Here is a 23,081-nt window from a genome sequence, read left to right on the forward strand (position 1 = left end):
GAGATGTCCTTTGCCACGGTTTCGTCTGTCGGGAGGACTTTCCGTGGGTACTGTTATCACCAATAAGCCGCCGCGGCCGGAGCCGAAAGCCCTCGCAAGCGCGCTGGAGCAGCTCGCCGCGCGCTTCGGCAACCGCCTCATCACCTCGCAGGCCGTGCGCGAGCAACACGGCCATACCACCACATGGATCGTCAACCAGCCGCCGGATGGCGTGGTGATGGCGCAGGAGACCGCCGACATCCAGGACGTGGTGCGCATCTGCGCCAGGAACGGCGTGCCCGTCATTGCCTTCGGCACCGGCACCTCGCTCGAGGGCCAGGTCAACGCGCCCGCCGGCGGCATCTCGATCGATTTGCGCGACATGAACAAGGTGCTCGCGGTGCACGCCGAGGACCTCGATTGCGTGATCCAGCCCGGCGTCACCCGCAAGGCGCTGAACGAACATCTGCGCGATCAGGGCTTGTTCTTTCCGATCGATCCCGGCGCGGATGCATCGCTCGGCGGCATGGCCTCGACCCGCGCCTCCGGCACCAATGCGGTGCGCTATGGCACCATGCGCGACAGCGTGCTGGCGCTGAAGGTGGTGCGCGGCGATGGCGAGATCATCACCACGGGCACGCGTGCCAAGAAATCATCCGCCGGCTATGACCTGACGCATCTGTTCGTCGGCGCCGAGGGCACGCTCGGCATCATCTCGGAATTGACCCTTCGCCTCCGTGGCATTCCCGAGACGATCGCGGCCGGCGCGGTGTCGTTCGTGTCAGTGCACGGGGCGTGTCAGGCCGTGATCCTGGCGATCCAGACCGGCATCCCCGTGGCGCGCATCGAGCTGCTCAATGCGGCTCAGGTCAAGGCCTGCAATTCCTATTCGAAGCTGACGCTGCCGGAGACGCCGCTGCTGTTGATGGAATTCCACGGCAGCGAGATCGAGGTCGCCGAACAGTCCAAGGCATTCGGCGAGATCGCCAGGGAGTGCGGCGGCGGCGAATTCTCCTGGACCACCAAGCCGGAGGATCGCACAAAACTCTGGCAGGCGCGGCACGATGCCTACTGGTCCGTGAAAGCCCTGCGGCCCGGCGACAGCATCGGCGTCGTCGCGACCGACGTCTGCGTGCCGATCTCGCGGCTTGCCGATTGCGTCAGCGAGACCGAGGAAGATCTCAAGCGGCTCAATTTGTTGTCGCCGATCGTCGGCCATGTCGGCGACGGCAATTTCCACTGCTCGCTGGTGTGTGACACCAACGATGCCGCCGAGATGGCGCGCGGCGAAGAATTCATGCATCGCCTGGTCGAGCGCGCGCAGGCGATGGACGGAACCTGTACCGGCGAACACGGCATTGGCCAGGGCAAGCAGAAATATCTCGAGGCCGAGCTCGGTCCCGAGGCGCTCGATGCGATGCGTGCGCTGAAAAAGGCACTCGATCCGCAGAACATCTTCAACCCCGGCAAGATCGTGCCGCAGGCGTAGCGCGCGACACCGACTTTCGTCTATGCTCGCTCCGTCACGGCGGAGCGAGGCAATGCAGTGGTTCGCGCGCAAGACGCGAAAGGACATCTGGGACGACGCGATCGAATGGCCGCTCGGCGACATCGAGGCCGCCGCGCGCATCCGCGCCATCTGTGACGCTGCAGCTTCCAGCGCCGCAGCATATGCCCGCAACGACAAAAGCGGCAGTGCACGCTATGAGCGCGCGGCAAAGGTCGCGATGGAGATCGCGATGAAGATCTCCGACAGCCTGATGCGCGACGATGCGGTGCACCGCATCGTCGATCTCTGCATGACGGCCAACGACATCAAGACGGCGCAGATCCTGTTCCGCGCGATCCACGCCAGCTGGATCCGCGAAGCCGCGCAGCGCGATCATCCGGCGCTGATGCAATAAGCGCTATTTCGCCAACTTGTGCACGGCCTCGTCCACGCTGCGGAAGACGTGCTCTCTTGGCAGGATGTCGAACAGGCGAAAGCGCTCGAAGGCTGCCTGCGCGCGCACCGATTCCAGCCGCGCCAGTGCGACCGTGACGCCCTGTTCGTTGCACAGCTTGAAGACGTCGAGCAGGATTTGCGCGCCTGTGAAGTCGATCTCGACCATGCCGCTCGCCTCCAGCACCAGCAATTGCGGCGTCGCTGTCGTGAGAACTTTCGTCACGTCGCTGCGGAAACCGGGCGCGTTGAGGAAGGACAGCGGCGCCTGCAGCCCGATCACGGCGACGCCGGCGACGCGCTCGCCGGCGATGTGCGGATGTGCCGGCCACCAGATCGTGGTGCCCGGCACGCGCTCGAACTCGATGAGCCGCGCGCGCGTCGTGCTCCAGATGCCGTGCAGCAGGGACAGCACGATGCCGAGGAATGCGCCCTGCTGGATCGGCAGCACGATGATCAGTGCGGCGGTGGCGACGATCAGCAGGAACTCGCTGAAGGACTGGCGATAGATCGTGACGATCTGCCTGGTGCGGATGATCCGCAGCGCCACGAACAGCAGGATGCCGCCAAGCGCCGCGTCCGGGACATGGCGCAACAATCCCGTTCCGAAAGCCAGCAGCAACAGCACGATCGCCGCCGCGGCAAGGCCTGCGAGCTGCGATTGTCCGCCGGTCTCGGCGACGATGCCCGTGCGTGGCGGACTGGCGTTGACCGGAAATGCGCCGAACAGGCCGGACAATACGCTGCCGGCGCCAGCGCCGAGAAAGTCACGATCGACATCGGCGGGCTTGTCGGGATCGGACGGGAACGAACGCGTCGTGGCCGCGGTCTGCACCATCACCACGACGGTGATAACGAAGGCGAGCGGCAACAGGTGCACCCATTGTTCCGGCGCGAGCACGGGCAGGGTCGGTCGCGGCAGCGTGCCCGGCACCTCTCCCACGACGTTGACGCCTTTGCTCTCGAGACCAAGCGCGATCGTGGCCAGCGTCGCGGCGACGAGCCCGATCAGCGCGCCCGGTATTTTGGCGCTGATCTTCTCGGAGACGAAGACCGCTGCCAGCACGCCGAAGCCGATGCAGCACGTGACGGGATTGGCGCGGCCGATCTCGGCTGCAAGCACGCCGATCCGATCAAGCGTCGGTCCGCCCGGCGATTCAAGTCCCAGCACGCCCGGCAATTGCGACACGATGATGTGGACGGAGATGCCGGCAAGAAAGCCGACCATGACCGGCATCGACAAGAGGTTCGCGATGCCGCCAAGGCGAAACGCGCCACCGGCCAGCATCATCGCACCGACCATCGAGGCAAGCGCGATCGCAAGCCCCTGATATTCGGGCGAGCCGGCAGCTGCGAGCGCCGCAAGCCCTCCAGCGAAGATCGGCGTGATCGTGGAATCGGCCCCGCAGGACAGGAAGCGATTGCCACCGAGCAGTGCAAACCCGAGCGAGCCGGCCATGAAGGCGAAAAAGCCGATCTGTGGTGCGAAGCCGCCGAGCCGCGCGGTCGCCATCTGCTCGGGGATGGCGATGGCCGCCAGTGTCAGCCCCGCCATGAGATCGCCGGGCAGCGCATAGGACGCGAGTGAGCGGAAGACCGGCCATGATCCTTTGGCGTGAGCGTCGTTTGGCATCGATGTCAAATCCCCCGAAAACGCGTGTCGGTCGATCAGACTACAGCAATTCCGGAGCTGAGGGCGGCAGATGACGCCATCGCTTCGCCATCAACAGAAATGTCCGCAAGCGATGCTTGCGGACATCAGTGTCTATCGCGGTGCGGCAGCGTCAGTACCTGCCGCGGTCGCCGTCGCCGCGTCCCATTCCGCCGCCATGGCCACCCATTCCCATGCCGATGCCGATGCCAACACCGATGCCGATGCCTTGCATGACGGCGCCTGGCGGCGGGCCGGGAGGCGGTGCGCGCTCGACGACGACCTCGTCGGGCGGCGACTTGCGCTTCGGCGGCGTGTCGACGACCTTGCGCTTTGACGGCGGCGGCGTGTCGTCGACGCGCTTCTTGATGATGGGCGCAACCGTCGGGTTGATCGGCGTCGTTGCCGGTGGCGTCGGCGTCGAGCACGGGCAGGTCGGCGCCATCGCGACGGCGACCGGAGCCGCCACAGAAGCGACCGGCAGCGTGTAGTTGCGGTTCTGCACGCGCAGCAACAGCCGGCGCGCGGTCGCGGCGAGATCGCTGTTATCCCAGTTCGCAAGATAAGCCTCGAAGGAGGCGCGGGTGTTGATCGCGACCGCGCGGTCCCATGCCAGCATCTGGCGCCGGCGCTCCATGACGGTGCGCAAGCGGGGCGTATGGACGTCTTGCGCGTACAGCTCGATATAGGCCTGATACGCGGGCACGGTGTCGTCGGCAATCACGAGATCGTAGGCGACCTTGGCGTCCTTGCCCTGCAAGTCCTTGCGCCAGTCTTCGACGCTGCGCGTTGCGCCGGCCAGTGCCATCGAATTTGCGCCCGGTGCGGCGGGCTGACTGTTGTTGCTTTCGGCGCCGAAGAATTTGAAGTCGGTCGTCAGCGACGAACTCTCCCAGGGGATCTGTCGTCCATCGGTCGACTGTGCCACCGAGATGCGGATGCGCTTGAACACCTCCTCGATCGGCAGGTTCGGTTGCTTGGCGACGGTCAAGGCCGCCGTGGTGTACGGACTGTCGGCGCCGGAGCCGTCCTCGGCCTCGGCACCGGGCGAGGTCGAATAGGAAATGAAGGAGCCGGGCGCGCCGGCCTTGGTATCGACGATTGCAAGCCCGTGTCCTGCGCCGGAAAGCGCGGGGAACGGATTGTTGCGGCAGGCATCCAGCATGAAGATGCGTGCCCGCGTCGGCAGCGCGCCGAGCGTGTTGAGCAGGTCGTTCAGCCGCACGCCCTGCAGTGGAATGTCGGCCTCGCGCTTGGGATCGAGATCGACGGGCACGAGATAGTTCTCGCCGTCGATTTGCAGGCCGTGGCCGGCATAGAACACCAGCGCGACGGTATCGGCGCCGCTGGCGCTGACCTTGCCGGCGAAATCCGAGATCGCCTGACGCATCTCGTTCTGTGCGAGGTTCGGCGCTGTCGTGACCGTGAAGCCGGCATTGCCGAGCAGCTCGGCCATGCCCTTGGCATCATTGGCGGCGTTGGGAAGCTCCGGAACCGTACGATAGGCGGATTGGCCGATCACCAGCGCAAGCCGCGCTTCGGCCGCGGCCTCTGACGGCGTCAGCAACTGGGTGAGCGCAAGCAGGCCGGAGGCAAGGATCAAATGGATAAGGGCTGGACGGCGCATGTTGTCACCTCCATTGGCAATGCGCGAGGATGTCACCTTTTCTAGTCGTCCGCCATTGCCCTGTCTGTGCGCTAGCTCACGCTGCATCGTGCGTTCAACTGGGGCAGGGGCTCTGCCGCAGCTGACGTGTCATGCCGCGCGATGTCAGAACAATCCCTGGTCCCAGGGCGTAACGGGCGCAAAGCGCGCGGCGAGGAAATCGATGAAGGCACGAACCTTGGCCGGCGGCCTGCGATCGGGCAGGTAGACCGCATGCACCGCGGATGACTGTACCTCCGGCTGGTCGAGCGGAAGCGCGACCAGCGTGCCGGCGCGCAGATCGTCGGCAACGATGAAGGTCGGCTGCCGCGCGAGGCCAAGGCCGGCCAGCGTCGCCGCGCGCAGCGCATCGCCGTTGTTGGCGCGCAGATTGCCGGAGACCTGCACGCGGATCTCGCCATCCGCGCCGAACAACCATTCCGCCGCGCTCGCCTGTTGCGAGAGCGTGTAGCCGAGACAATTGTGGGTGGCGAGATCGGCGACGCTGCGCGGCGTGCCGTGCTTTGCAAGGTATGAGGGCGCGGCACAGACGACCAGTCGGTTTGGCGCCAGTTTTCGTGCCACCATGCTGGAGTCACGCAGCTTGCCGATGCGGATCGCGAGGTCCCAGCCTTCCTCGGCGAGGTCGACCAGGCGGTCGTTGAGGCCGAGCTCGATCGTGACTTCAGGGTGGCGCTCCGAAAAATCCGCGATCAGCGGGGCGACCTGCCTTGTGCCGAACACCACGGGCACGTTGACCCGCAGCGAGCCGCGCGGTTCGACGCGCTCGCGCGCGACCGCGGCGTCGGCCGTTTCCATGTCGGCGAGGATCCGCTCGGAGGACTCAAGATAGAGGCGACCGGCCTCGGTGATCGACAGCCGCCGGGTGGTGCGGTGGAACAGCTTGACCCCGAGCCGGCTCTCCAGCGAAGCCACATGCTTGGTCACCATGGTCTGCGACAGGCCCATGGCGCGCGCGGCGCCCGACAGGCTGCCGATGGCCGCCACCTTGGCGAACACTTCCAGGCTGGTCAGCCGGTCGAGCATCGATCTCACTCTATTGGTGTGAAGTATTTTTCTATAATAGCAGATTATCACCAAAACGAGAATAGATCATATTGCGTTGCAAAGGAGACCACCATGATCGATTCCCGTACCGCTCCCTATGCCGCGCTGGTGCTGCGCGTGACCTTGGGGGCCCTGTTCCTGGCCCATGCCAGCCTGAAACTGTTCGTTTTCACCCCCGCCGGCACCGCAAAGTTCTTCGGCAGCCTCGGCTTCCCGCCGGAACTCGCCTATCTCGTGATGACTGTGGAAGTTCTCAGCGGCATCGCCCTGATCCTCGGCGTCTGGACCCGCTATGCCGCGCTGGCCGGCATTCCCGTCCTGCTCGGCGCGATCTTCACCGTGCATGGCGCGGCCGGCTTCTTCTTCACCAACCCAAAGGGCGGCTGGGAATTTCCCGCGTTCTGGGCGATTGCGCTGGCTGCGCAGGCGCTGCTCGGCGATGGCGCCTTTGCGTTGCGGCCCTCGCGTGACGTCGAGGCCGCGAGCGGACAGCTGAGCGTCGCGCCGTCCCGTTGATCTGATCTATCGTTGAAATGCGAAAGCTGCGGGATCCCGGTCCCGCAGCGTCTTTGTGGCCAATCCAATAATCTGCGTTCGGCATTGATCCATACCTGAATTGGATCGATCCGCGTCAATCTTGCATAGCCCGTCGTTCGAGCGCGATGCGGCATGATCGAAAACATCGGCAAATATCGGCGTTATGCCGCAATCTCCGCCGATGCGCTCGCGCTTGCACGCTCGCATCCTCCCCAGCCGCTCGCCTTGCCTGTGCCGTCGCTTTGGCCATACAGTCCGCGCAACAGGCAGCGGCTGTGACCGCGGCCGCGAACAAAAAAGATTGGGGAGAAACACCATGACCATCGTGCCCGTCAGCCGTCGCACGTTCATCAAGTCGTCGACGGCAGTGACTGCCGGCCTCGTTCTCTCTCCCGCCATCATCGGCCGCGCCGAAGCTGCGACGCTGAAGCTGAAATGCTCCTCTTCGCTGCCCAACGATCCCAAGTTCGCCAACGGCCGCGTCTACTACGACAATCTCGTCAAGCAGATTAAGGCCAATGGTCTCGGCGAGCAGGTCGAGGTCGCCTTCTTCCCGGATAACCAGCTCGGCCAGGAAATCGACGTCATCAATTCGGTGAAACTCGGCGTCATCGATCTCATGATCTCGGGCTCGTCGATCTCGGCCAATCTGGTGCCGCTGGTCGGCACTTACGATCTGGGCTTCCTGTTCTCGAGCTTCCCGCAGCAGACGAAGGCGTTCGACGCCGGCGCGGCGAAGCCGATCGAGGATGCTCTGCTCAAGGGCGGCAACGTCCGCATCATCGCCTGGGCCTATAATTTCGGCTCGCGGAGCGTATTGGCGAAGAAGCCCGTGAAGACGCCGGAGGATCTCGCCGGGCTCAAGATTCGCACACTGCCCAATCCCGTCATCACGGAATGCTTGCGCTTGATGGGCGCTGCCGCGACGCCGCTCGCGTTCGGCGAAATCTACACGGCGCTGCAGGCCGGCGTGCTCGATGGCCTCGAGCACGATCCGCCGACGATCCTCGCCAGCAAGTTCTTCGAGACCGCGAAATTCTACGCGCTGACGCAGCACAATTTCTCGCCGCTCGCGGTCTATTTCAGCGACATGACCTTCAACCGCATGGACCCGAAGCTGCGCGACGGTTTTCTCGACGCCGCCAGGAAGGCCGCGGTCGACACGCGGGCCCACGGGCTTGCGGTCGAGAAGGAGGCGCTCACGGCCTTGACCGAGAAGGGCGTGACGGTCGCCGAATGCGATCGCGAGGCTTTCAAGAAGCGCGTCGCCCCGCAGATCGAGAACTTCATCAAGGCGCGGCCGGAGTCCAAGGCCGTCATCGACATCATTCGTTCGACCCAAGCCTGAGATGGCCAAATCAGAGTTGGCAATGACGGAGGTCGTGCCGCTCTCGGGCGGCCGGCACGGGAGCATCGCCCTTCTGCTTCGCCTGAGCGACGCGATCGCGGCCATCCTGCTGGCCGCCGATCTTGCGGTCGTGTGCGGGTCGGTGCTGCTGCGCTTCTGCTTCAACGCGCCGGTCGAATGGTCTGACGATGTCGCGCGCGGATTGATGGTGGGCTCGGCCTTCTTCGGCGCGGCGAGCGCGCTGGCGCGCGGTGAGAATGTCGGCGTCTCCTTCTTTCGCGATCTGCTGCCGGGACGGCTCCGCACGCTGGTCGATGCCGCAAGTAGCGTGCTGGTCGTGCTGATCTCCGGCTATGTCGCCTACAACGCGATCAAGCTGGGATCCCTCACGGCGGGGCAGACCACCGGTTCCGGTTTGCCGCTGGAATTGACGTTCTACCCGATGGGGGTCGGCGCGCTGTTCATGACCGTGTTCGCGATCGATCATGTCTGTGCTCGGCCGCTCCCGGACATCGTCAGGGGCCTCGTTGCCGTCGCCGTCGTGACCGGCCTCTACCTCGCCTGGGATTATCTGTCGCCGTCCTCGGTGCCGTCGGCAGGCACGCTGATGCTGATCGGCTTCTTCGCCACGCTGTTCGGCGGCTTGCCGATCGGCTTTGCGCTGGCATTGGCAGCCTTGATCTTCATCTGGGTCGAGGGCGCGCTGCCCGGCGTCATCTTTGCCCAGCAGATGGCGCGCGGCATCGACAATTTCGTGCTGCTCGCGATTCCGTTCTTCATCCTCGTCGGCTACCTCATGGAGGCCAACGGCATGTCGGTGCGGTTGATCGAGCTGTTGCAGCGCGCGGTCGGGCGCATGCGCGGCGGGCTGAACGTCGTGATGGTGGTCTCGATGGTGCTGTTCTCCGGCATCTCGGGCTCGAAGATGGCGGACGTCGCGGCCGTCGGCTCCGTGCTGATTCCGGCGGCGCGCCGCTCGAAGCAGAATCCGGGCAGTGCGGTCGCGCTGCTCGCCGCATCCGCGGTGATGGCCGAGACCATTCCGCCCTGCATCAACCTCATCATTCTGGGCTTCGTTGCGAACCTCTCGATCGGCGGCCTGTTCATGGCAGGCCTGCTGCCGGCGGCGCTGATGGCGGCGGTGCTGATCGCCTTCTCCATCATCTTCGGCAAGACGCCTGATAACGTCGAGGAGGTCGAGCCGCAGATGCCGGTCTCGGGGCTTTGGAGTGGCGCGATCGCTTCGTTCGGCCTGATCTTCATGATCTTCTTCGGCTTCAAGAGCGGCTTTGCCACGGCCACGGAAATTTCCGCCTTTGCCGTCGCCTACGCGCTCATTGTCGGCAGCGTGGTGTTCCGCGAGCTCGGCTTCAAATCGGCCGCGCATGGTTTCGTGCAGGCGGCGACGCGCGCAGGGCTGGTGTTGTTCATCGTTGCCGCCGCACAATCGCTGGCGTTCACGCTGACCTTGCAGCAGGTGCCGCATGCGGTCGCTGACTTCATGCTGGGGCTGTCCAAGACCTCAGGCGTCTGGCTGTTCATGCTGCTTGCCATCGCCGTGCTGATCGTGATGGGTTCGGTGCTGGAAGGGGCGGCCGCGCTCATCATCTTCGGGCCGCTGCTGCTGCCGGTCGCGGTGCAGCTCGGCATCGATTCCCTGCATTTTGGCGTCGTGCTCGTCATCGCGATGGGCGTCGGGCTGTTTGCGCCGCCGCTCGGGCTTGGCCTCTACGGCGCCTGTCTGATCGGCAACGTGCCGATCGAGCAGACCGTGAAGCCGATCCTGGGCTATCTCGGCCTGTTGTTCCTCTGTCTGCTCGTCATCGCCTTCGTGCCATGGTTGAGCACCGCTTTGCCGCGTGCGTTCGGCTATTAAGGGAGCGTTGCCGTGAAAGTCCTGCTGGCCCACACACCGGAGATGCGCCGCAATTATTACGGCGATCGCAGCCTGAGCGGTCTGCGCGCGATTGCCGAGGTGGTCCTGCATGAGGGCGACCAGGCGCTCGATGCGGCAGGCCTCGTGAATGCGGCCAGGGATGCCGACATCATCGTTGCCGATCGCATGACCGAAGGGCGCGGCGAGATATTTGCGCAATTGCCGCGCCTGCGCGCCTTCGTCCGCTGCGCCGTCGACATCCGCAACGTCGACGTCGATGCCGCCTCGCAAGCCGGCGTGCTGGTGACCCGCGCCGGCCCCGGCTTCGTGCAGGCCGTCGCAGAACTCGCTGTCGGCTTCATGGTCGATCTGTCGCGCGGCGTCTCGCGCGCGACGGCGGACTACCACGCGGACCGCAAGCCGGAAGCGCGAATGGGCCGGCAGCTTGCCGGCAGCAAGATCGGCATCATCGGCTATGGCAGCATCGGACGTTATCTTGCCGAGATTGCAAAAGTGCTGCGCATGGAGGTGCTGGTCGCCGATCCCTTCGCCAGCGTCAGCGACAGCGCAATCAGGCAAGTCACGCTCGACGAGCTCCTGGCCGAATCGGATTACGTCGTCTGCCTCGCCATTGCGAACGAGCAGACCGAGAAGCTGATCGGGGAGGCGGCGCTGGCGCGCATGCAGAGGCATGCGGTCTTCATCAATCTCTCGCGCGGCAATCTCGTCGACGAGGCGGCACTCGCGAAAGCCCTGCGGGAGAACCGCATCGCCGGTGCCGCGATGGATGTCGGCCGCGCGCCGGATCAGATGCCGACGCCGGAATTGGCGAGGCTTCCCAACGTCATCGCGACGCCACATGTCGGCGGGTTGACGCCGCCGGCGATCGAGTACCAGTCGCTGGAAACGGTGCGGCAGGTCGAGGCCATCATCAGGGGCGAAGTCCCGCAAGGCGCCGTCAACGCCGACCGCTGGACCCGGCGGCCGTAAACGGTCCTACAGCCGGTCGACCGCCTTGAACGTGCCGTCCTTCTGGATCACCGTCAGAAACACCTTTGGCGGGGTCTCGATGGCCCGCGCGCCGACGGTGACGGCGGTGCCGCTGATGTCGAAGCGGCCGACATCGTTGAGCAGATGCAGCAGTCCCGCGCGCGTCGGTGCTGGTCCGAGCTTCTCCAATGCCGCTGCCACCAGGCGGCCCGAGACATAGCCTTCGAGCGAGACGAAGTCCGGCGTCAGCGTCGGGTCGAACGCTTGCTGCGCCGCCTGGTAGTCAGCGACGAGCTTGAGCGAGCGATCCCAGGGAAACGGTACGACCTGCGAGACGATGACGCCTTCGCCGTCGGGACCGAGCTCTCGCGCAAGCGCATTGGCGCCGACAAAGGAAATGTTGACGAAGGTCGGCGTCCGGCCGCTGCGGCGCGCGAGCTTGATGAATTCGGCGCATGGCCCGTAGGTACCGACCATGACGATCGCCTCGGGCTCGGCGCGCCTGATCGTCCGCCAAGCCGAGCCGACCGCGCGGGTGTTGCGCTCGAAGGTGCCTTCGGCGGCGAGCTCGAGGCCACGTTTGGCAAGTGCGTTCTTGACGCCGGTCAGGCCGTCGCGCCCAAAGGAATCGTCCTGATAGAAGATGCCGATGCGAGTGAACTTGCGGTCCTCGGTGAGATGCTTGATCCACGCCTCGGCTTCCGCGCCATAGCTCGCGCGGATGTTGACGACGTTCGACAGCTCGAGGTCGCGCAGGAATTCGGCGCCGCTGAACGGGCCGATGAACGGAATATTTCTCGCGCTGGTGATCGGAATGGTCGCCATCGCGGTCGGCGTGCCCACTGCGCCGATCAGCGCGAACACCTTGTCGCCCTCGATCAGCCGCAGCGTCTGCGCCACCGACCGGTCGGGATCGTAGCCGTCGTCGCGGCTGATGAGTTGCAGCTTGCGGCCGTGGACGCCGCCCTTGGCGTTGACCTCGGTGAAGGCCGCGACGATGCCCTGCCGCATGCGTTGTCCGAGCGCGGAGGAGGGGCCCTCGAGCGCGGCCGCCTGGCCGAACAGGATCGCATCGGCGCTGACGCCGACTTCGTCGGCTCTGGCCGCAAGCGTGGCTGCGGCCAGCATTGCGAGGCAGACCACGATGGGGGTCGCCGATCGAAATCGATTCATCAGGTTGGTTGCGCCGGGTGCTGAGGACATCGCGCGCAGCATAAGCTGCGCGGACTGAATGGCTCGCTAACCAGCGTCTCCGCGCGGGCCCGTATTATCCCGGAGGGAGCCTCCGATAAGACCGGCTCCCGCGGCAATTTCGTTAACTAAGCCCCGCAATGCGGGAGCGCCGGGTTCCAAAATTGTGCAGTTCTTAACTGCGGACCTTGTCCGATTGCCGTCCCGGCGGCTCAACCAGAAGTTCGGACCGCCGGCGAGAGGGGACGGCGGATTCAGGATGGACGATCGCGATCAGAATGATCCGGATCGGAAACGCATGACCGTGCAACGGCGTCTCACGTCGTTGATCGGGCTGTATCGTCCTGCGCTCGTGGCAGCCGGCGTCGGCTTCCTGTTCTCGCTTGCGGGCGCGACCGCGGTGGCGCGATGGGAAAGCCGCGTCAACAGAATCGAGTTCGAGAACGCGGCCGAAACCGAATCCATCGTCATGCAGAACGGCATGAACGAATATATCAGCCGTCTCGTCGCACTGCGGACCCTGTTCGAATCGACCAACGAGGAGATCACGCGCAGCGAGTTCGAGACCTTCAGCGCGCGGCTGTTCGAGCATCATCCGGGCATGTTGCGCGTCGGCTGGGTGCCGCGCATCAATCGCAAGGAGCGGGCCGAATACGAGGCCGCCGCGATCGCCGACGGCATCTCCAGCTATCATGTCAAATGGCTCCAGGGCGATGGTTTCGTCCTCGCGCCGCAAGCCGACGAATACTTCCCGATCTTCTACTCCACCCAGCCGAAGACCTCACCCGTCTACGGCATGGACTACGCGAGCGTGCCGGAACGCCGTGCCGCGCTCGAGCGCGCGCGCGACAACGACCGGATCGCAGCCATCCGTACGCGTCTGTTCGAGCCAGATGCGGATCGCCGCGCGGCCGACGTCATTGTCGCCATCCCCGTCTTTGCCAAGGGCACCTCCCGCGACACCGTCGCGGACCGACGCCGCAATCTCGAAGGCTTCATCGTCGGCGTGTTCGACCTGCCGATGCTGATGCAGGCCATTCGCATCACGACCGGGGCCAACCAGGCGGTCAGCGTGAACGTCTATCCGCCGTTTACGGCGCAGATCGTCAGCCTCGCGCATGCGCTGCCGGATTTCACGTCCGCATCGTCTTCGCCGCAGTCGATGCGCGACGTCGCGCAAGGTTTGCACTGGTCGGGCCATCTCAAGATCGGGGATGCCGATTGGCAGGTGCGCGCCATGCCGACGGCAGGCGGCGCGCTCGAGACCAGTTACGACCGCGCGGGCGCCGTGCTCATCGTCGGCATGCTGCTGACGCTGTCGCTCTCGACCTATCTGATGCTGGCCAGCCGCAATTCGCGGCGGTTATCGCTCGCCAACCGGCGCGTGCTCGAGCTTGCCCATACCGACATCCTGACCGGATTGCCGAACCGCGCCTTCTTCCTCGCCAGGCTCGACGAACTCAATAGCCAGCTCAGGGACGGCGGCCCGACCTTCTCGATCCTGATGCTCGATCTGGATCGCTTCAAGAACGTCAATGATTCCCTCGGTCATGGCGCGGGCGATGCGCTGCTGCGCCTGGTGGCCCAGCGGCTGAAATCCGCCGTGCGTGCCAACGACGTGCTGGCGCGGCTCGGCGGCGACGAGTTCGCCATCATCCTCGAAAGCTGCGAGGATCAGCGTGCCTGCTCGACGGAGCTTGCCGGCCGCATCGCCAAGCTGGTGACCGAGCCGTTCCTGCTGCCCGGACATCGCGTCGAGATCGGCACCAGCATCGGCATCGCGATCGCGCCTGATCACGGCCGCGACCAGGAGCAGCTGCTGAAGAAGGCCGACCTTGCGCTTTACCGCTCGAAATCGGCCGGCCGCAACTGCTTCACCATCTATGACGAGGCGATGTCGGCGGAGCTCGAGGCGCGCAACACTCTGGAAGGCGATCTGCGCGACGCCATCGCGCTCTGCCAGCTGGAAGTACACTACCAGCCGTTCATGAATGCCAACACCGGCGCACGCCGCGGCTTCGAGGCGCTGGTGCGCTGGCGGCATCCGGCGCGCGGGTTGATCCCGCCGGACCAGTTCATTGCGCTCGCCGAGGAGACCGGGTTGATCGTGCCGCTCGGCGAGTTCGTGCTGCGACGCGCCTGCGCGGATGCGGCGGCGTGGCCGTCCGATCTGATGGTCGCGGTGAATCTGTCGCCGATCCAGTTCAAGGAAGCCGATCTGTTCGACGTCATTAGCGGGGCCTTGCGGGATTCGGGCCTGTCGCCGCAACGCCTGGAAATCGAGATCACCGAATCCGTCCTGCTGGAGCGCGGCACCGAGAACCATGCGTTCATGGAACGGCTGAAGAGCATCGGCATCGAGCTCGCGCTCGACGATTTCGGCACCGGCTATTCCTCGCTCAGCTATCTCACCGCGTTTCCGTTCGACAAGATCAAGATCGACAAATCGTTCATCCGCAACCTCACGCATCAGCCGCGCTCCTCCGCCATCATCTCCTCGATCGTGACGCTGGCGCGCGGGCTCGACATGTCGGTCACCGCCGAAGGCGTCGAGACTTCAGAGGAGTTCGAGCGGCTGAAGGCGCTCGGCGTCAATTTCGCGCAAGGCTATCTGTTCGGCCGCCCGCTGCCGGTCGACCAGATCGCGCTTGACGGTCCCTCGGAACATTCGCGGCGCGACGCCGCTTGAACGGACGCCCAAGGGCATCGGCGAAAACCCCTTGACCCGGGCGCATCCAGATGGTCCGAAGGATCGTCCAGGGATGAAACAGGAAAAATGCGGCTTCCGTTCTTCTACGGTTGGGTCGTGGTCGCGGTGACGTTCGTCACCATGGCCATTGGCGTCAATGCGCGCACCTCCTTCTCGCTGTTCTTTCCGCCGATCCTCTCCGAGTTTGGCTGGGAGCGCGGCGTCACTGCGGGCGCATTCTCCTTCGGCTTCGTTGCGTCCGGTGTGGCCAGTCCGTTGATCGGCCGGCTGATGGATCGCGCGGGACCACGCGCCGTGATGGAGCTCGGTGTCGCGCTGATGGCCGGCGGGCTGCTGCTCGCGCCGCTCACCAGCCAGCCCTGGCATCTCTATCTGACCATCGGTGTCATGGTCGGCGCCGGTTCCGTATGCCTCGGCTATTCCGGCCAGTCCCTGTTCCTGCCGAACTGGTTCATCCGCAAGCGCGGCTTTGCCATCGGCATTGCCTTTGCCGGTGTCGGCATTGGCTCGGTGACGCTGCTGCCGTGGGTGCAGCATTTGATCGAGCAGACCGGCTGGCGCACAGCCTGCACCGCGATGGGCCTGATGATCCTGATCGTGCTGGCGCCGATCAATCTGCTGCTGCACAGGCGTCCCGAAGACATCGGCCTGCAGCCGGATGGCGACGCTGCGCCGACCGCGGGCGCCGCAAAGCCGGTTTCCAACATCGTCGATCCGGTCTGGGTCGCGACTGAGTGGACGCTGCGGCGGGCGGTCGGGACCGCGCGCTTCTGGTGGATCGCGCTCGGCTATTTCTGCGGGCTGTATATCTGGTACGCGGTGCAGGTGCACCAGACCAAATTCCTGCTCGACATCGGCTTCAGTCCGAGCGTCGCGGTCTGGGCGCTCGGCGCCGTCAGCCTGCTCGGCATCCCCGGGCAGATTTTCCTCGGCTATATCTCGGACCGGATCGGGCGGGAATGGGTCTGGGCGATCAGCTGCGCCGGTTTCGCGATCTGCTTCGCGGCGCTGATCGGACTGAAGTACCAGCCCTCGTTCTGGCTGGTCTGGCTGATGGTGCTCACGCAGGGGGCGCTCGGCTATGGCCTGACCTCGATCATGGGCGCGGTGGTGTTCGAGATTTTTCAGGGCCGGCACCAGGGCAGCATCTTCGGCATGATCATGCTCGCGGCGCTGGCCGGTGGTGCGGCGGGCCCTTGGTTGACTGGCCTGCTCTATGATCGCACCGGCGGCTACACGCTCGCCTTTGCCATCGCGATTGTCATCAGCGGCCTCTCGGCGTTGTCGGTCTGGCAGGCTTCACCGGGCAAAGTGCGGGCCGTAGCGGGGCGACTGCACAAGCTCCAGGCGGGAACTCGCGCTGATTAGAGCGTTCTCGAGCGAAGTGGATGCCGGTTCGCGTGAAGATAGCGCGTCAAAACAAAAGCTAGAGCCCTGTTCCGATTTATCGGAGCGGAAACGGCTCTAGGTTCCTTCTGCAATGCATTCCGTCCGCTTTTTTCGCGGAATGTTAAGCATGTCCCGGCTTGTCTGCACGCGAGCCGGTTGCAAAAACGTCTTGGACACCATCGAAGCGTTAGCCTCGGTCCGGTTGCCGTATCTTGAAGAAGTATCCGGGTCCGACGATGTCTGCCTCCGATTGCCCTGTGACCGAAATGCCGGACGTGCTGCGCGCGGCGCTCGAATGCGCCGACGACGGGATCGTGATTGTCGACGGCGCGCATCGCATCACCCATTTCAACGCTGCAGCGGAGCGAATCTGGAAGCTCGCGCGTGCTGACGTGCTCGGCGGCGATTCCTGTATTCTCGCCCTCAAATGCCTTCAGGTCGATCCGGTCGTGGACTTTCGCGACGAGGTCAGCCTTGTCAGGCGCGACGGCAGCCGGATCAAGGCGAGCATCGTGTTGTCGTCGAAGACCATCGACGGAGCGACCCATCGCATCGTGTTCGCGCGCGACGTCACCGCCGATGCCGAGCGTCGTGTCAGGATCGGGCTGCTCAACGCGGTCTCCGACCAGACCAATCGCGCGGTGATCATCACCGACGTCGAACGGAACATCCGCTACGTCAATTCGGCCTTCACGGCGCTGTTCGGCTATACCAGCGACGAAGCCGAGGGGCGACCTGCGGCAGAGCTCATCGCGGGTTGTCATACCAACCGCAGGGCGATTGCGAAGCTCGTCAGGCGGCTCATGGCCGGCGGCCGCCGTGGCGAGGTCGAGACACTGGTTTACGACAAGAGCGGCGACGAAATCTGGGTTCGCGCGCGGCTCGACGCCTTCCGCGACAGCAAGGGCCGCGTCAAGCACATCTTCGCGCTGCTCGAGGACATCACCGAGAGCAGGCAGTTGCGTTCGCTGCAGCAGCTCATCATGGGCGCGCTCGCCGACGAGGTGCCGATCACCGAGATAGCCGACCGGCTGTGCCGCCGCGTCGAACAAATTGCGCCTGATGTCGTCTGCTCACTGCTGCACATCGATTCTGCGGGTCTGATCCATCCGCTCGGCGGTCCAAGCTTGCCGGATGATTATTCCCGCGCGCTCGATGGGCTCGCGATCGGTCCCAGTGTCGGCTCCTGCGGTACGGCGGCTTTTTATGGCGAGCCGGTGCTGGCTGAGGATCTCGATACTGATCCGCGCTGGCAGCCTTACAAGGCAATGCCACTGTCGATCGGCCTGTGTGCCTGCTGGTCGACCCCGGTCAAGGCCAAGGACGGCCGGGTCATTGCGACGTTCGCCTTTTACTATCGTGAGCCGCGCGCGCCGAGCAACTGGCACCGGCGCATCGTCGATGCCTGCGTCAATCTCGGCGCCTTCGCCATCGAGCGCAAGGAAGCGCGTGCCGAGATCGCGCGGCTCGCCTATCACGACATTCTCACCGGCCTGCCCAACCGCGCGCAGCTCCGACACCTCATCACCACTGCAATCGACGCTTGTCCGACCGGCGGCCATGTCGCGCTGGCCTTTCTCGACGTCGATCACTTCAAGGACGTCAACGACACGCTCGGCCACGCTGCCGGCGACGAACTGCTGATCCAGCTGGCGCAGCGCCTGCGCGAGCAGATCGGTCCGCAGGACATGCTGGGCCGGCTGGGCGGCGACGAATTCGTCATCCTGCTGCCGCATCGCAATGCCGAAGCTGCCGAGTGCGTCGCCGGCAGGATCACCGAAGCACTGGCCGCGCCCCTGCGGCTCGGCTCGAAGCTGATGCCGATGTCGGCCAGCATCGGCATCAGCCTCTATCCCGACCACGCCACCGATATCGATACGCTGATGCAGCAGGCCGATGCCGCCATGTACATGGCCAAGCAGGCGGGCCGATCGACCCATCGCATGTTCAACGTCGCGATGAACGGGCTCACCGAGCAGCGGCTCGCAATGATCGCGGCGCTGCGCCGCGCCATCGCCGACAATGCGCTGAGCCTCAGCTACCAGCCGCAGATCCGCAGCGGCGACGGCGCCATCCACGGCGTCGAGGCGCTGGCGCGCTGGCACGATGCGACGCTGGGCGACGTCTCGCCGGCAAAGTTCATTCCGCTCGCGGAAGAATGCGGCCTGATCGAGCAGATCGGCCTGTGGTCGGTGCGCGAGGCCTGCCGGCAGATGGCGGCCTGGCGCCGCGCCGGGCTCAACATCCCCAGCGTCTCGGTGAATCTGTCGCCGATCAATTTCCGCCACGTCGCGCTGGCCGCGCGGCTCGCGGAGGTCCTCGCCGAATACCAGTTGCCGCCGAATGCCCTGATGCTGGAGATCACCGAAGGCACCTTCATGCAGGACGGCGCTGCCGCGCTCGAGACGATGCATGCGATCCGTGCGCTCGGCATCGGCCTGTCCGTGGACGATTTCGGCACCGGCTATTCGAGCCTCAGCCGGCTCGCGCATCTGCCGATCCGCGAATTGAAGATCGACCGCAGTTTCATGCGCGACATCGAGAAGGATGTCGGCGCCGTCGCGATCGCCACCGCGGTGATCCGTGTCGGCCAGGGTCTCGGCATGACCGTCGTCGCCGAAGGCGTCGAGACCGAGGGCCAGCGCAAGATGCTGGCCGAACTCGGCTGCGACGTCGTGCAAGGCTTCCTCTACGCCCCCGCGCTCGCGCCTGTGGCTTTCGAGCGCTGGCTGATCGAGCACTGCGCCGAACAGGCGAGGGCGATGCTGCGCCGGCTTGACGTCGAGCCGCCGGGCGTGGCCGAGGTGAAACGATCTGCGTAGCCGCGTCTCGGGCCCGGCATCCGATCAATGCGGTTTCCGCCTGCTACGTGCCCCGATCAGCTCGGCGACCAGCGGGTTGGGATAGCGGCGCTGCTGACTGACGGAGAAAAACTGCTCCCTCAGCGTGTTCAGACGGGCGCGTTCGACCAGCACGCCAGAGCGGAGCTCGTCGACGACGACGATTGATGGAACCAGCGTTACCCCGCCGCTCTCTCGCGCCATCAGGCGCAACATCGCCATGTCGTCGACCTCGGCCGCGATGATCGGGACGATGCCGCTGCCGCCGAGCAGCGCATCGAACGCGGACCGCAGCGCGCTGCCGCGTCCGGGCAGCACGATGGGGGTATGGGCGAGATCCTGCGGAAACCGGAAGCGCTTAGGATTTGTCGGCTTGCGGCTCACCAGGCTGACCCGCTGCTCGTCGATCAGCGTGTTCTCGAAATTGCTGCTGGTGACCGGGGCCGCCGGGTGATTGGCGAGCACGAGGTCGAGCTTGTGCGCATCGAGCAGCTCCAGCAGATCGCCGAACAGACCGGCATGGATGATGAGCTCGACGTCCTTGCGGCCGATCAGCGGTTTCAGGAACGAGATCTGGAAGTTGCGCGACAGCGTTGCCGCCGCACCGACCCGCAGCAATTGTCGCCCCGGCCGCAGGCCCGACAGCGTCTCGATCAGCTCGTGGCCGGACTTGAAGACGCTGCCGGCATAATCGAGCGCAATCCGCCCGGCTTCCGTCAGTTGCAGCGTGCGTCCGATCCGCTCGAACAGCTGCTGGCCGAGCTGCTCCTCGAGTGCCTTGACCTGCACGGACAACGACGACGGCGAGACGTTGAGGCGTCGGGCGGCGCGGCTCATGCTGCCTTCCGTCGCGATGATCCAGAAATAGCGCAGGTGATGGTAGTTCAGGTGCGGCATGGAATCGTTCTACATAATCTAACGATCACCTTCAATAATTGAATTATGCAGAAATGAAGCCGCAAGCTAAGCACATGGCCGCCGGATCAACCTTGTCGAGATGCCATGACCAAGCTCCTGCCCCTCCTTGCTGTGCTTGCGCCCCTTACGCTCTGCCTCGCCGGGCTGCTTGGCCCGGAAGGCCGCGCGCGCGACTTTGTCCGCGGGTCGATCGGCGCGGCCGCGGTCGCGTTCGCTCTCGTGGCAATGACGGCCGTCGCCTGCGCGCTGGTCGGGGTCGGCCGAACACCGCTGCTCGGCGTACATGGGATCGGGCTCTCGCTGCAGGTCGATGCACTGAGCGCGATCCTTTGCTTTCTGGTCGGCTTCATCGGCCTCGTGGTCGTCAGCTACAGCCGCAATTATCTCGACGGTGATCCCGGCCATGTCAGGTTCACCCGCTGGCTGCTGTTGACGCTCGCCTCGGTTCTCACGCTGCTGATCTCGGGCAATCTGGTCGTTCTGCTCGCGGCCTGGATTGCCACCAGCCTGTCGCTCGGCAAGTTGCTGCTCTTCTACGGAACGCGGCCCGCCGCGGTGCGGGCGTCGCGCAAGAAGTTCGTCGCCAGCCGGCTCGGCGACGGCTTTCTCGTGATCGCGGCATTGCTCCTGTATCTCCAATTCGGCACGCTCGAGATCTCCGATCTGGCGGCCCAGGCGCGGGCGGGCGCAGGCGCCGGGTCGCGCGCGGTCACCCTGGCCGCACTGCTGATCGTCGGCACGGCCGTGCTCAAATCCGCGCAGATTCCGCTCCATGGCTGGCTGATCGAGGTGATGGAGACGCCGACCCCGGTCTCCGCGCTGCTGCATGCCGGCATCATCAACGCCGGCGGTTTCCTGGTGCTGCGCCTCAGCGACATTCTGCTGCTGGCAACCCCTGCACTCGACGTGCTGGCCGTGATCGGCGGCCTCACCGCCTTGTTTGGTTCGCTGGTCATGCTGACGCAAACTTCGGTCAAGGTGCAACTCGCCTATTCGACCGTGGCGCAGATGGGCTTCATGCTGCTGCAATGCGGGCTCGGCGCGTTCCCGGCCGCGCTGCTGCACATCGTCGCCCATTCGCTCTACAAGGCGCACGCCTTCCTGTCGTCCGGCAGCATCATCGATCTTGCCCGGGCGTCCTGGACCGCGAGCCCCGGCGGTCAGCCGCATGCGGCCCGTCTGATCATCGCGCTTGCAGGTGTCGTCGGCCTGACGTTGCTGATCGGCTGGGGTGTCGGCATGACCCCGCGCAGCAATCCGGCGCAGATCGCGCTGGGGTCGGTCCTGCTGATGGGCCTCGTGCATCTCATGGCCAACGTGATCGACCAGCGGCCGAACGCGTTCGTCGTCGCCCGGGGGGCCGTGACCGCGGTCGGTGTCGCGCTCGCCTACTTCGCGCTGCAGGCCGTTGCGGCCTGGCTCGCCGCCGGCAGCGTTCCGGCGGCGCGTCCGGTGAACGGCTTAGCGCCGATGCTGATTGCGGGCCTGGTCGTGGTCTGCTTCGCGGCCGTGACCCTGTTCCAGAACCAGATGATGCGCCGGGCCGATGCGCCGTTCTGGGTCGCCGCCTACGTCCATCTGCGCAACGGGCTTTATCTGAACACGCTCGCCAACCGTCTCGTGCTGAGACTCTGGCCACGCGCCTCGACCTCCTTCACGTCCAACCCTTGAATCCGGGACCATCATGACCCAGGCCGCCCTCGCCATGCCGATGCAAGCGATAGATGCCGTTGATGCAGATATCGATGCGCAGCTCGAAACTCGCATCATGGCCGCGTGTCAGCGCGTTGCGCCGCTCTGGCCGCTCAAGCATTTCGTCGCCGTCAATCCCTTCCTCGGTTTCACCGGCGAGAGCTTTGCGGCCACCGCCGCGACCTTCGAGCGCGTCGTGCGGACGCGGATCCTGATGCCGCGCGCCTTCTACCGCGAGGCGGTCGATGAGGGTCGCATCGACGATGCGGCGTTGCGCGAGGCACTGGAGCTCTACCCTGAAACGGGTCTCGATCTCGAGCGGCTGAAGCAGATGCTCGAGTCCGAGGCCGGCTCCGTTGCACCACCGGCTGTCGTGGCCACCGTCGCCGAAGTACTGGACCGGCTCGCCGCGGGCGACCGTTACGTCTCGCTGGTCGCGTTCATGATCGACGAGATATCGGCGTTCTGTGCCAGCTATTTCGACGAGGGGCAGGCGAACTGGCCGAATCCGGCGAGGAAGCTCAAGCCGTACGGCGCCTGGCGAGCGCTCGCGGTGCATGATCGAAATCCGGAAGTCATGGGCATTGCCGGGTTCCGGAAGGCCGTCGCGGCGCTGCCGTCCGATCCGGTAAGCGCGATCGGGTTCATCATCGCGCGGCTCGGCATTCCCGACCGCGCGATCGAAGACTATCTGGTCCGCGCGCTGTTCGATCTCAACTGGTCCGCCTACGCGCGTTACGTGGGATGGAGCGCAGAGCTCGACGGAGGGCGCGACGACACGCTGCTGGAATTGCTGGCGATACGGCTGGCATGGGGCTTTGCGCTGTTCGAGGCGCGGACCGACGTCGCGTTCAAGGCAGCCTGGGCGCTGGCCATGGAAGAGGCGGCGAGGCTGCCCGCGGATCATCGACTCGACGAGACGCCGGAGCTGGCCGTCGACATCATCCTGCAGGAGGCCTACGAGATCGTCTTCCGCCGCAAGCTGGTCGCACGGCTGGCCGGCCATGCCGGGCGCGCCGCGATCGGATCTTCGTCGGCGCAGCGGCCCCCGGTGCAGGCGGCGTTCTGCATCGACGTTCGCTCGGAGATCTTCCGGCGGGCGCTCGAGACGGTCTATCCCGAGGCGGAGACCATCGGCTTCGCGGGCTTCTTCGGCTTTCCGATCGAGTATGTCCCGATCGGTCATGCGCGCGGCGGCGCGCAATGTCCTGTCTTGCTCAAGCCTGCCTTCATCGTCTGCGAGGCCGTCAAGGGGGCCGGCGAGGTCGAGGAGGCCGAGGTGCTGGGCCTGCGGCTCCTGAGGCG

The 23,081-nt window shown here is 65.3% G+C and carries 17 protein-coding genes; 12 read left to right on the top strand and 5 right to left on the bottom strand.

From position 1 onward, the window contains the following. Nucleotides 1–43 precede the first annotated feature (43 nt). Complete coding sequence (locus JQ621_RS12475; protein WP_212234990.1) at nucleotides 44–1,468, top strand: FAD-binding oxidoreductase; 1,425 nt, start codon at nucleotides 44–46, stop codon at nucleotides 1,466–1,468. Between the two features lie 52 nt (nucleotides 1,469–1,520). Then, nucleotides 1,521–1,883 (top strand): hypothetical protein, encoded by a 363-nt coding sequence (locus JQ621_RS12480; RefSeq protein WP_212234991.1) that lies wholly within the window; start codon nucleotides 1,521–1,523, stop codon nucleotides 1,881–1,883. A 3-nt stretch (nucleotides 1,884–1,886) separates the two neighbouring features. Here the strand turns inward: JQ621_RS12480 and JQ621_RS12485 are convergent, their stop codons facing one another. From JQ621_RS12485 to JQ621_RS12495, 3 genes are all read right to left on the bottom strand, one after another. Beyond that, the gene (locus JQ621_RS12485) at nucleotides 1,887–3,554 is read right to left on the bottom strand and encodes a SulP family inorganic anion transporter (protein ID WP_212234992.1); all 1,668 of its coding nucleotides are present in this window, start codon (nucleotides 3,552–3,554) and stop codon (nucleotides 1,887–1,889) included. Between the two features lie 151 nt (nucleotides 3,555–3,705). Continuing rightward, a complete protein-coding gene (locus JQ621_RS12490) occupies nucleotides 3,706–5,199 on the bottom strand; it encodes a caspase family protein (RefSeq protein WP_212234993.1) in 1,494 nt (497 codons plus the stop codon). Between the two features lie 144 nt (nucleotides 5,200–5,343). Next, nucleotides 5,344–6,264 carry a LysR family transcriptional regulator gene (locus tag JQ621_RS12495; RefSeq protein WP_212234994.1) on the bottom strand — a complete coding sequence of 307 codons (921 nt, stop codon included), beginning with the start codon at nucleotides 6,262–6,264 and terminating at the stop codon, nucleotides 5,344–5,346. Between the two features lie 93 nt (nucleotides 6,265–6,357). Between JQ621_RS12495 and JQ621_RS12500 the strand changes: the two genes are divergently transcribed. From JQ621_RS12500 to JQ621_RS12520, 5 genes are all read left to right on the top strand, one after another. Beyond that, on the top strand, nucleotides 6,358–6,801 hold the full coding sequence (locus JQ621_RS12500; RefSeq protein WP_212234995.1) for a DoxX family protein: 444 nt from the start codon (nucleotides 6,358–6,360) through the stop codon (nucleotides 6,799–6,801). A gap of 153 nt (nucleotides 6,802–6,954) precedes the next feature. Next, a complete protein-coding gene (locus tag JQ621_RS12505) occupies nucleotides 6,955–7,101 on the top strand; it encodes a hypothetical protein (protein ID WP_212234996.1) in 147 nt (48 codons plus the stop codon). A 37-nt stretch (nucleotides 7,102–7,138) separates the two neighbouring features. After that, the gene (locus JQ621_RS12510) at nucleotides 7,139–8,170 is read left to right on the top strand and encodes a TRAP transporter substrate-binding protein (protein WP_212234997.1); all 1,032 of its coding nucleotides are present in this window, start codon (nucleotides 7,139–7,141) and stop codon (nucleotides 8,168–8,170) included. A gap of 22 nt (nucleotides 8,171–8,192) precedes the next feature. After that, nucleotides 8,193–10,046, top strand: coding sequence for a TRAP transporter large permease (locus JQ621_RS12515; RefSeq protein WP_212234998.1), 1,854 nt, complete (start codon nucleotides 8,193–8,195; stop codon nucleotides 10,044–10,046). Between the two features lie 12 nt (nucleotides 10,047–10,058). After that, nucleotides 10,059–11,036, top strand: coding sequence for a hydroxyacid dehydrogenase (locus tag JQ621_RS12520; protein ID WP_212234999.1), 978 nt, complete (start codon nucleotides 10,059–10,061; stop codon nucleotides 11,034–11,036). 6 nt (nucleotides 11,037–11,042) lie between these two features. Here the strand turns inward: JQ621_RS12520 and JQ621_RS12525 are convergent, their stop codons facing one another. Beyond that, the gene (locus JQ621_RS12525) at nucleotides 11,043–12,209 is read right to left on the bottom strand and encodes an ABC transporter substrate-binding protein (RefSeq protein ID WP_212235000.1); all 1,167 of its coding nucleotides are present in this window, start codon (nucleotides 12,207–12,209) and stop codon (nucleotides 11,043–11,045) included. 316 nt (nucleotides 12,210–12,525) lie between these two features. Between JQ621_RS12525 and JQ621_RS12530 the strand changes: the two genes are divergently transcribed. The 3 genes from JQ621_RS12530 (at nucleotide 12,526) to JQ621_RS12540 (ending at nucleotide 19,148) form a co-directional block, all read left to right on the top strand. After that, complete coding sequence (locus tag JQ621_RS12530) at nucleotides 12,526–14,916, top strand: bifunctional diguanylate cyclase/phosphodiesterase (protein WP_249125200.1); 2,391 nt, start codon at nucleotides 12,526–12,528, stop codon at nucleotides 14,914–14,916. A gap of 87 nt (nucleotides 14,917–15,003) precedes the next feature. Continuing rightward, nucleotides 15,004–16,305 (top strand): MFS transporter, encoded by a 1,302-nt coding sequence (locus JQ621_RS12535; protein WP_212235002.1) that lies wholly within the window; start codon nucleotides 15,004–15,006, stop codon nucleotides 16,303–16,305. Between the two features lie 257 nt (nucleotides 16,306–16,562). Further along, nucleotides 16,563–19,148: an EAL domain-containing protein gene (locus tag JQ621_RS12540; protein WP_212235003.1), complete on the top strand. Its 2,586-nt coding sequence runs from the start codon at nucleotides 16,563–16,565 to the stop codon at nucleotides 19,146–19,148. 24 nt (nucleotides 19,149–19,172) lie between these two features. Here the strand turns inward: JQ621_RS12540 and JQ621_RS12545 are convergent, their stop codons facing one another. Further along, entirely contained in the window at nucleotides 19,173–20,063 is an 891-nt protein-coding gene (locus JQ621_RS12545; protein ID WP_212235004.1) for a LysR family transcriptional regulator, read from the bottom strand. A 105-nt stretch (nucleotides 20,064–20,168) separates the two neighbouring features. On the opposite strand from JQ621_RS12545, the gene JQ621_RS12550 reads away from it, so the two are divergent. Next, nucleotides 20,169–21,755 carry an NADH-quinone oxidoreductase subunit L gene (locus JQ621_RS12550; RefSeq protein WP_212235005.1) on the top strand — a complete coding sequence of 529 codons (1,587 nt, stop codon included), beginning with the start codon at nucleotides 20,169–20,171 and terminating at the stop codon, nucleotides 21,753–21,755. A gap of 13 nt (nucleotides 21,756–21,768) precedes the next feature. Beyond that, on the top strand, nucleotides 21,769–23,081 hold a 1,313-nt coding region (locus tag JQ621_RS12555), incomplete at its 3' end, for a putative inorganic carbon transporter subunit DabA (protein WP_212235006.1).

The sequence above is a fragment of the Bradyrhizobium manausense genome (genome assembly GCF_018129685.1).
GTDB classification, from domain to species: Bacteria; Pseudomonadota; Alphaproteobacteria; order Rhizobiales; family Xanthobacteraceae; genus Bradyrhizobium; species Bradyrhizobium manausense_D.

Bases quoted from the DNA above. Each gene is read 5' to 3' on its own strand.
- JQ621_RS12525 (WP_212235000.1), bottom strand. From the start codon at position 12,209: ATGAATCGATTTCGATCGGCGACCCCCATCGTGGTCTGCCTCGCAATG.
- JQ621_RS12495 (WP_212234994.1), bottom strand. From the start codon at position 6,264: ATGCTCGACCGGCTGACCAGCCTGGAAGTGTTCGCCAAGGTGGCGGCC.
- JQ621_RS12505 (WP_212234996.1), top strand. From the start codon at position 6,955: ATGATCGAAAACATCGGCAAATATCGGCGTTATGCCGCAATCTCCGCC.
- JQ621_RS12515 (WP_212234998.1), top strand. From the start codon at position 8,193: ATGACGGAGGTCGTGCCGCTCTCGGGCGGCCGGCACGGGAGCATCGCC.
- JQ621_RS12530 (WP_249125200.1), top strand. From the start codon at position 12,526: ATGACCGTGCAACGGCGTCTCACGTCGTTGATCGGGCTGTATCGTCCT.
- JQ621_RS12490 (WP_212234993.1), bottom strand. From the start codon at position 5,199: ATGCGCCGTCCAGCCCTTATCCATTTGATCCTTGCCTCCGGCCTGCTT.
- JQ621_RS12500 (WP_212234995.1), top strand. From the start codon at position 6,358: ATGATCGATTCCCGTACCGCTCCCTATGCCGCGCTGGTGCTGCGCGTG.
- JQ621_RS12485 (WP_212234992.1), bottom strand. From the start codon at position 3,554: ATGCCAAACGACGCTCACGCCAAAGGATCATGGCCGGTCTTCCGCTCA.
- JQ621_RS12540 (WP_212235003.1), top strand. From the start codon at position 16,563: ATGTCTGCCTCCGATTGCCCTGTGACCGAAATGCCGGACGTGCTGCGC.
- JQ621_RS12545 (WP_212235004.1), bottom strand. From the start codon at position 20,063: ATGCCGCACCTGAACTACCATCACCTGCGCTATTTCTGGATCATCGCG.
- JQ621_RS12550 (WP_212235005.1), top strand. From the start codon at position 20,169: ATGACCAAGCTCCTGCCCCTCCTTGCTGTGCTTGCGCCCCTTACGCTC.
- JQ621_RS12510 (WP_212234997.1), top strand. From the start codon at position 7,139: ATGACCATCGTGCCCGTCAGCCGTCGCACGTTCATCAAGTCGTCGACG.
- JQ621_RS12535 (WP_212235002.1), top strand. From the start codon at position 15,004: ATGCGGCTTCCGTTCTTCTACGGTTGGGTCGTGGTCGCGGTGACGTTC.
- JQ621_RS12480 (WP_212234991.1), top strand. From the start codon at position 1,521: ATGCAGTGGTTCGCGCGCAAGACGCGAAAGGACATCTGGGACGACGCG.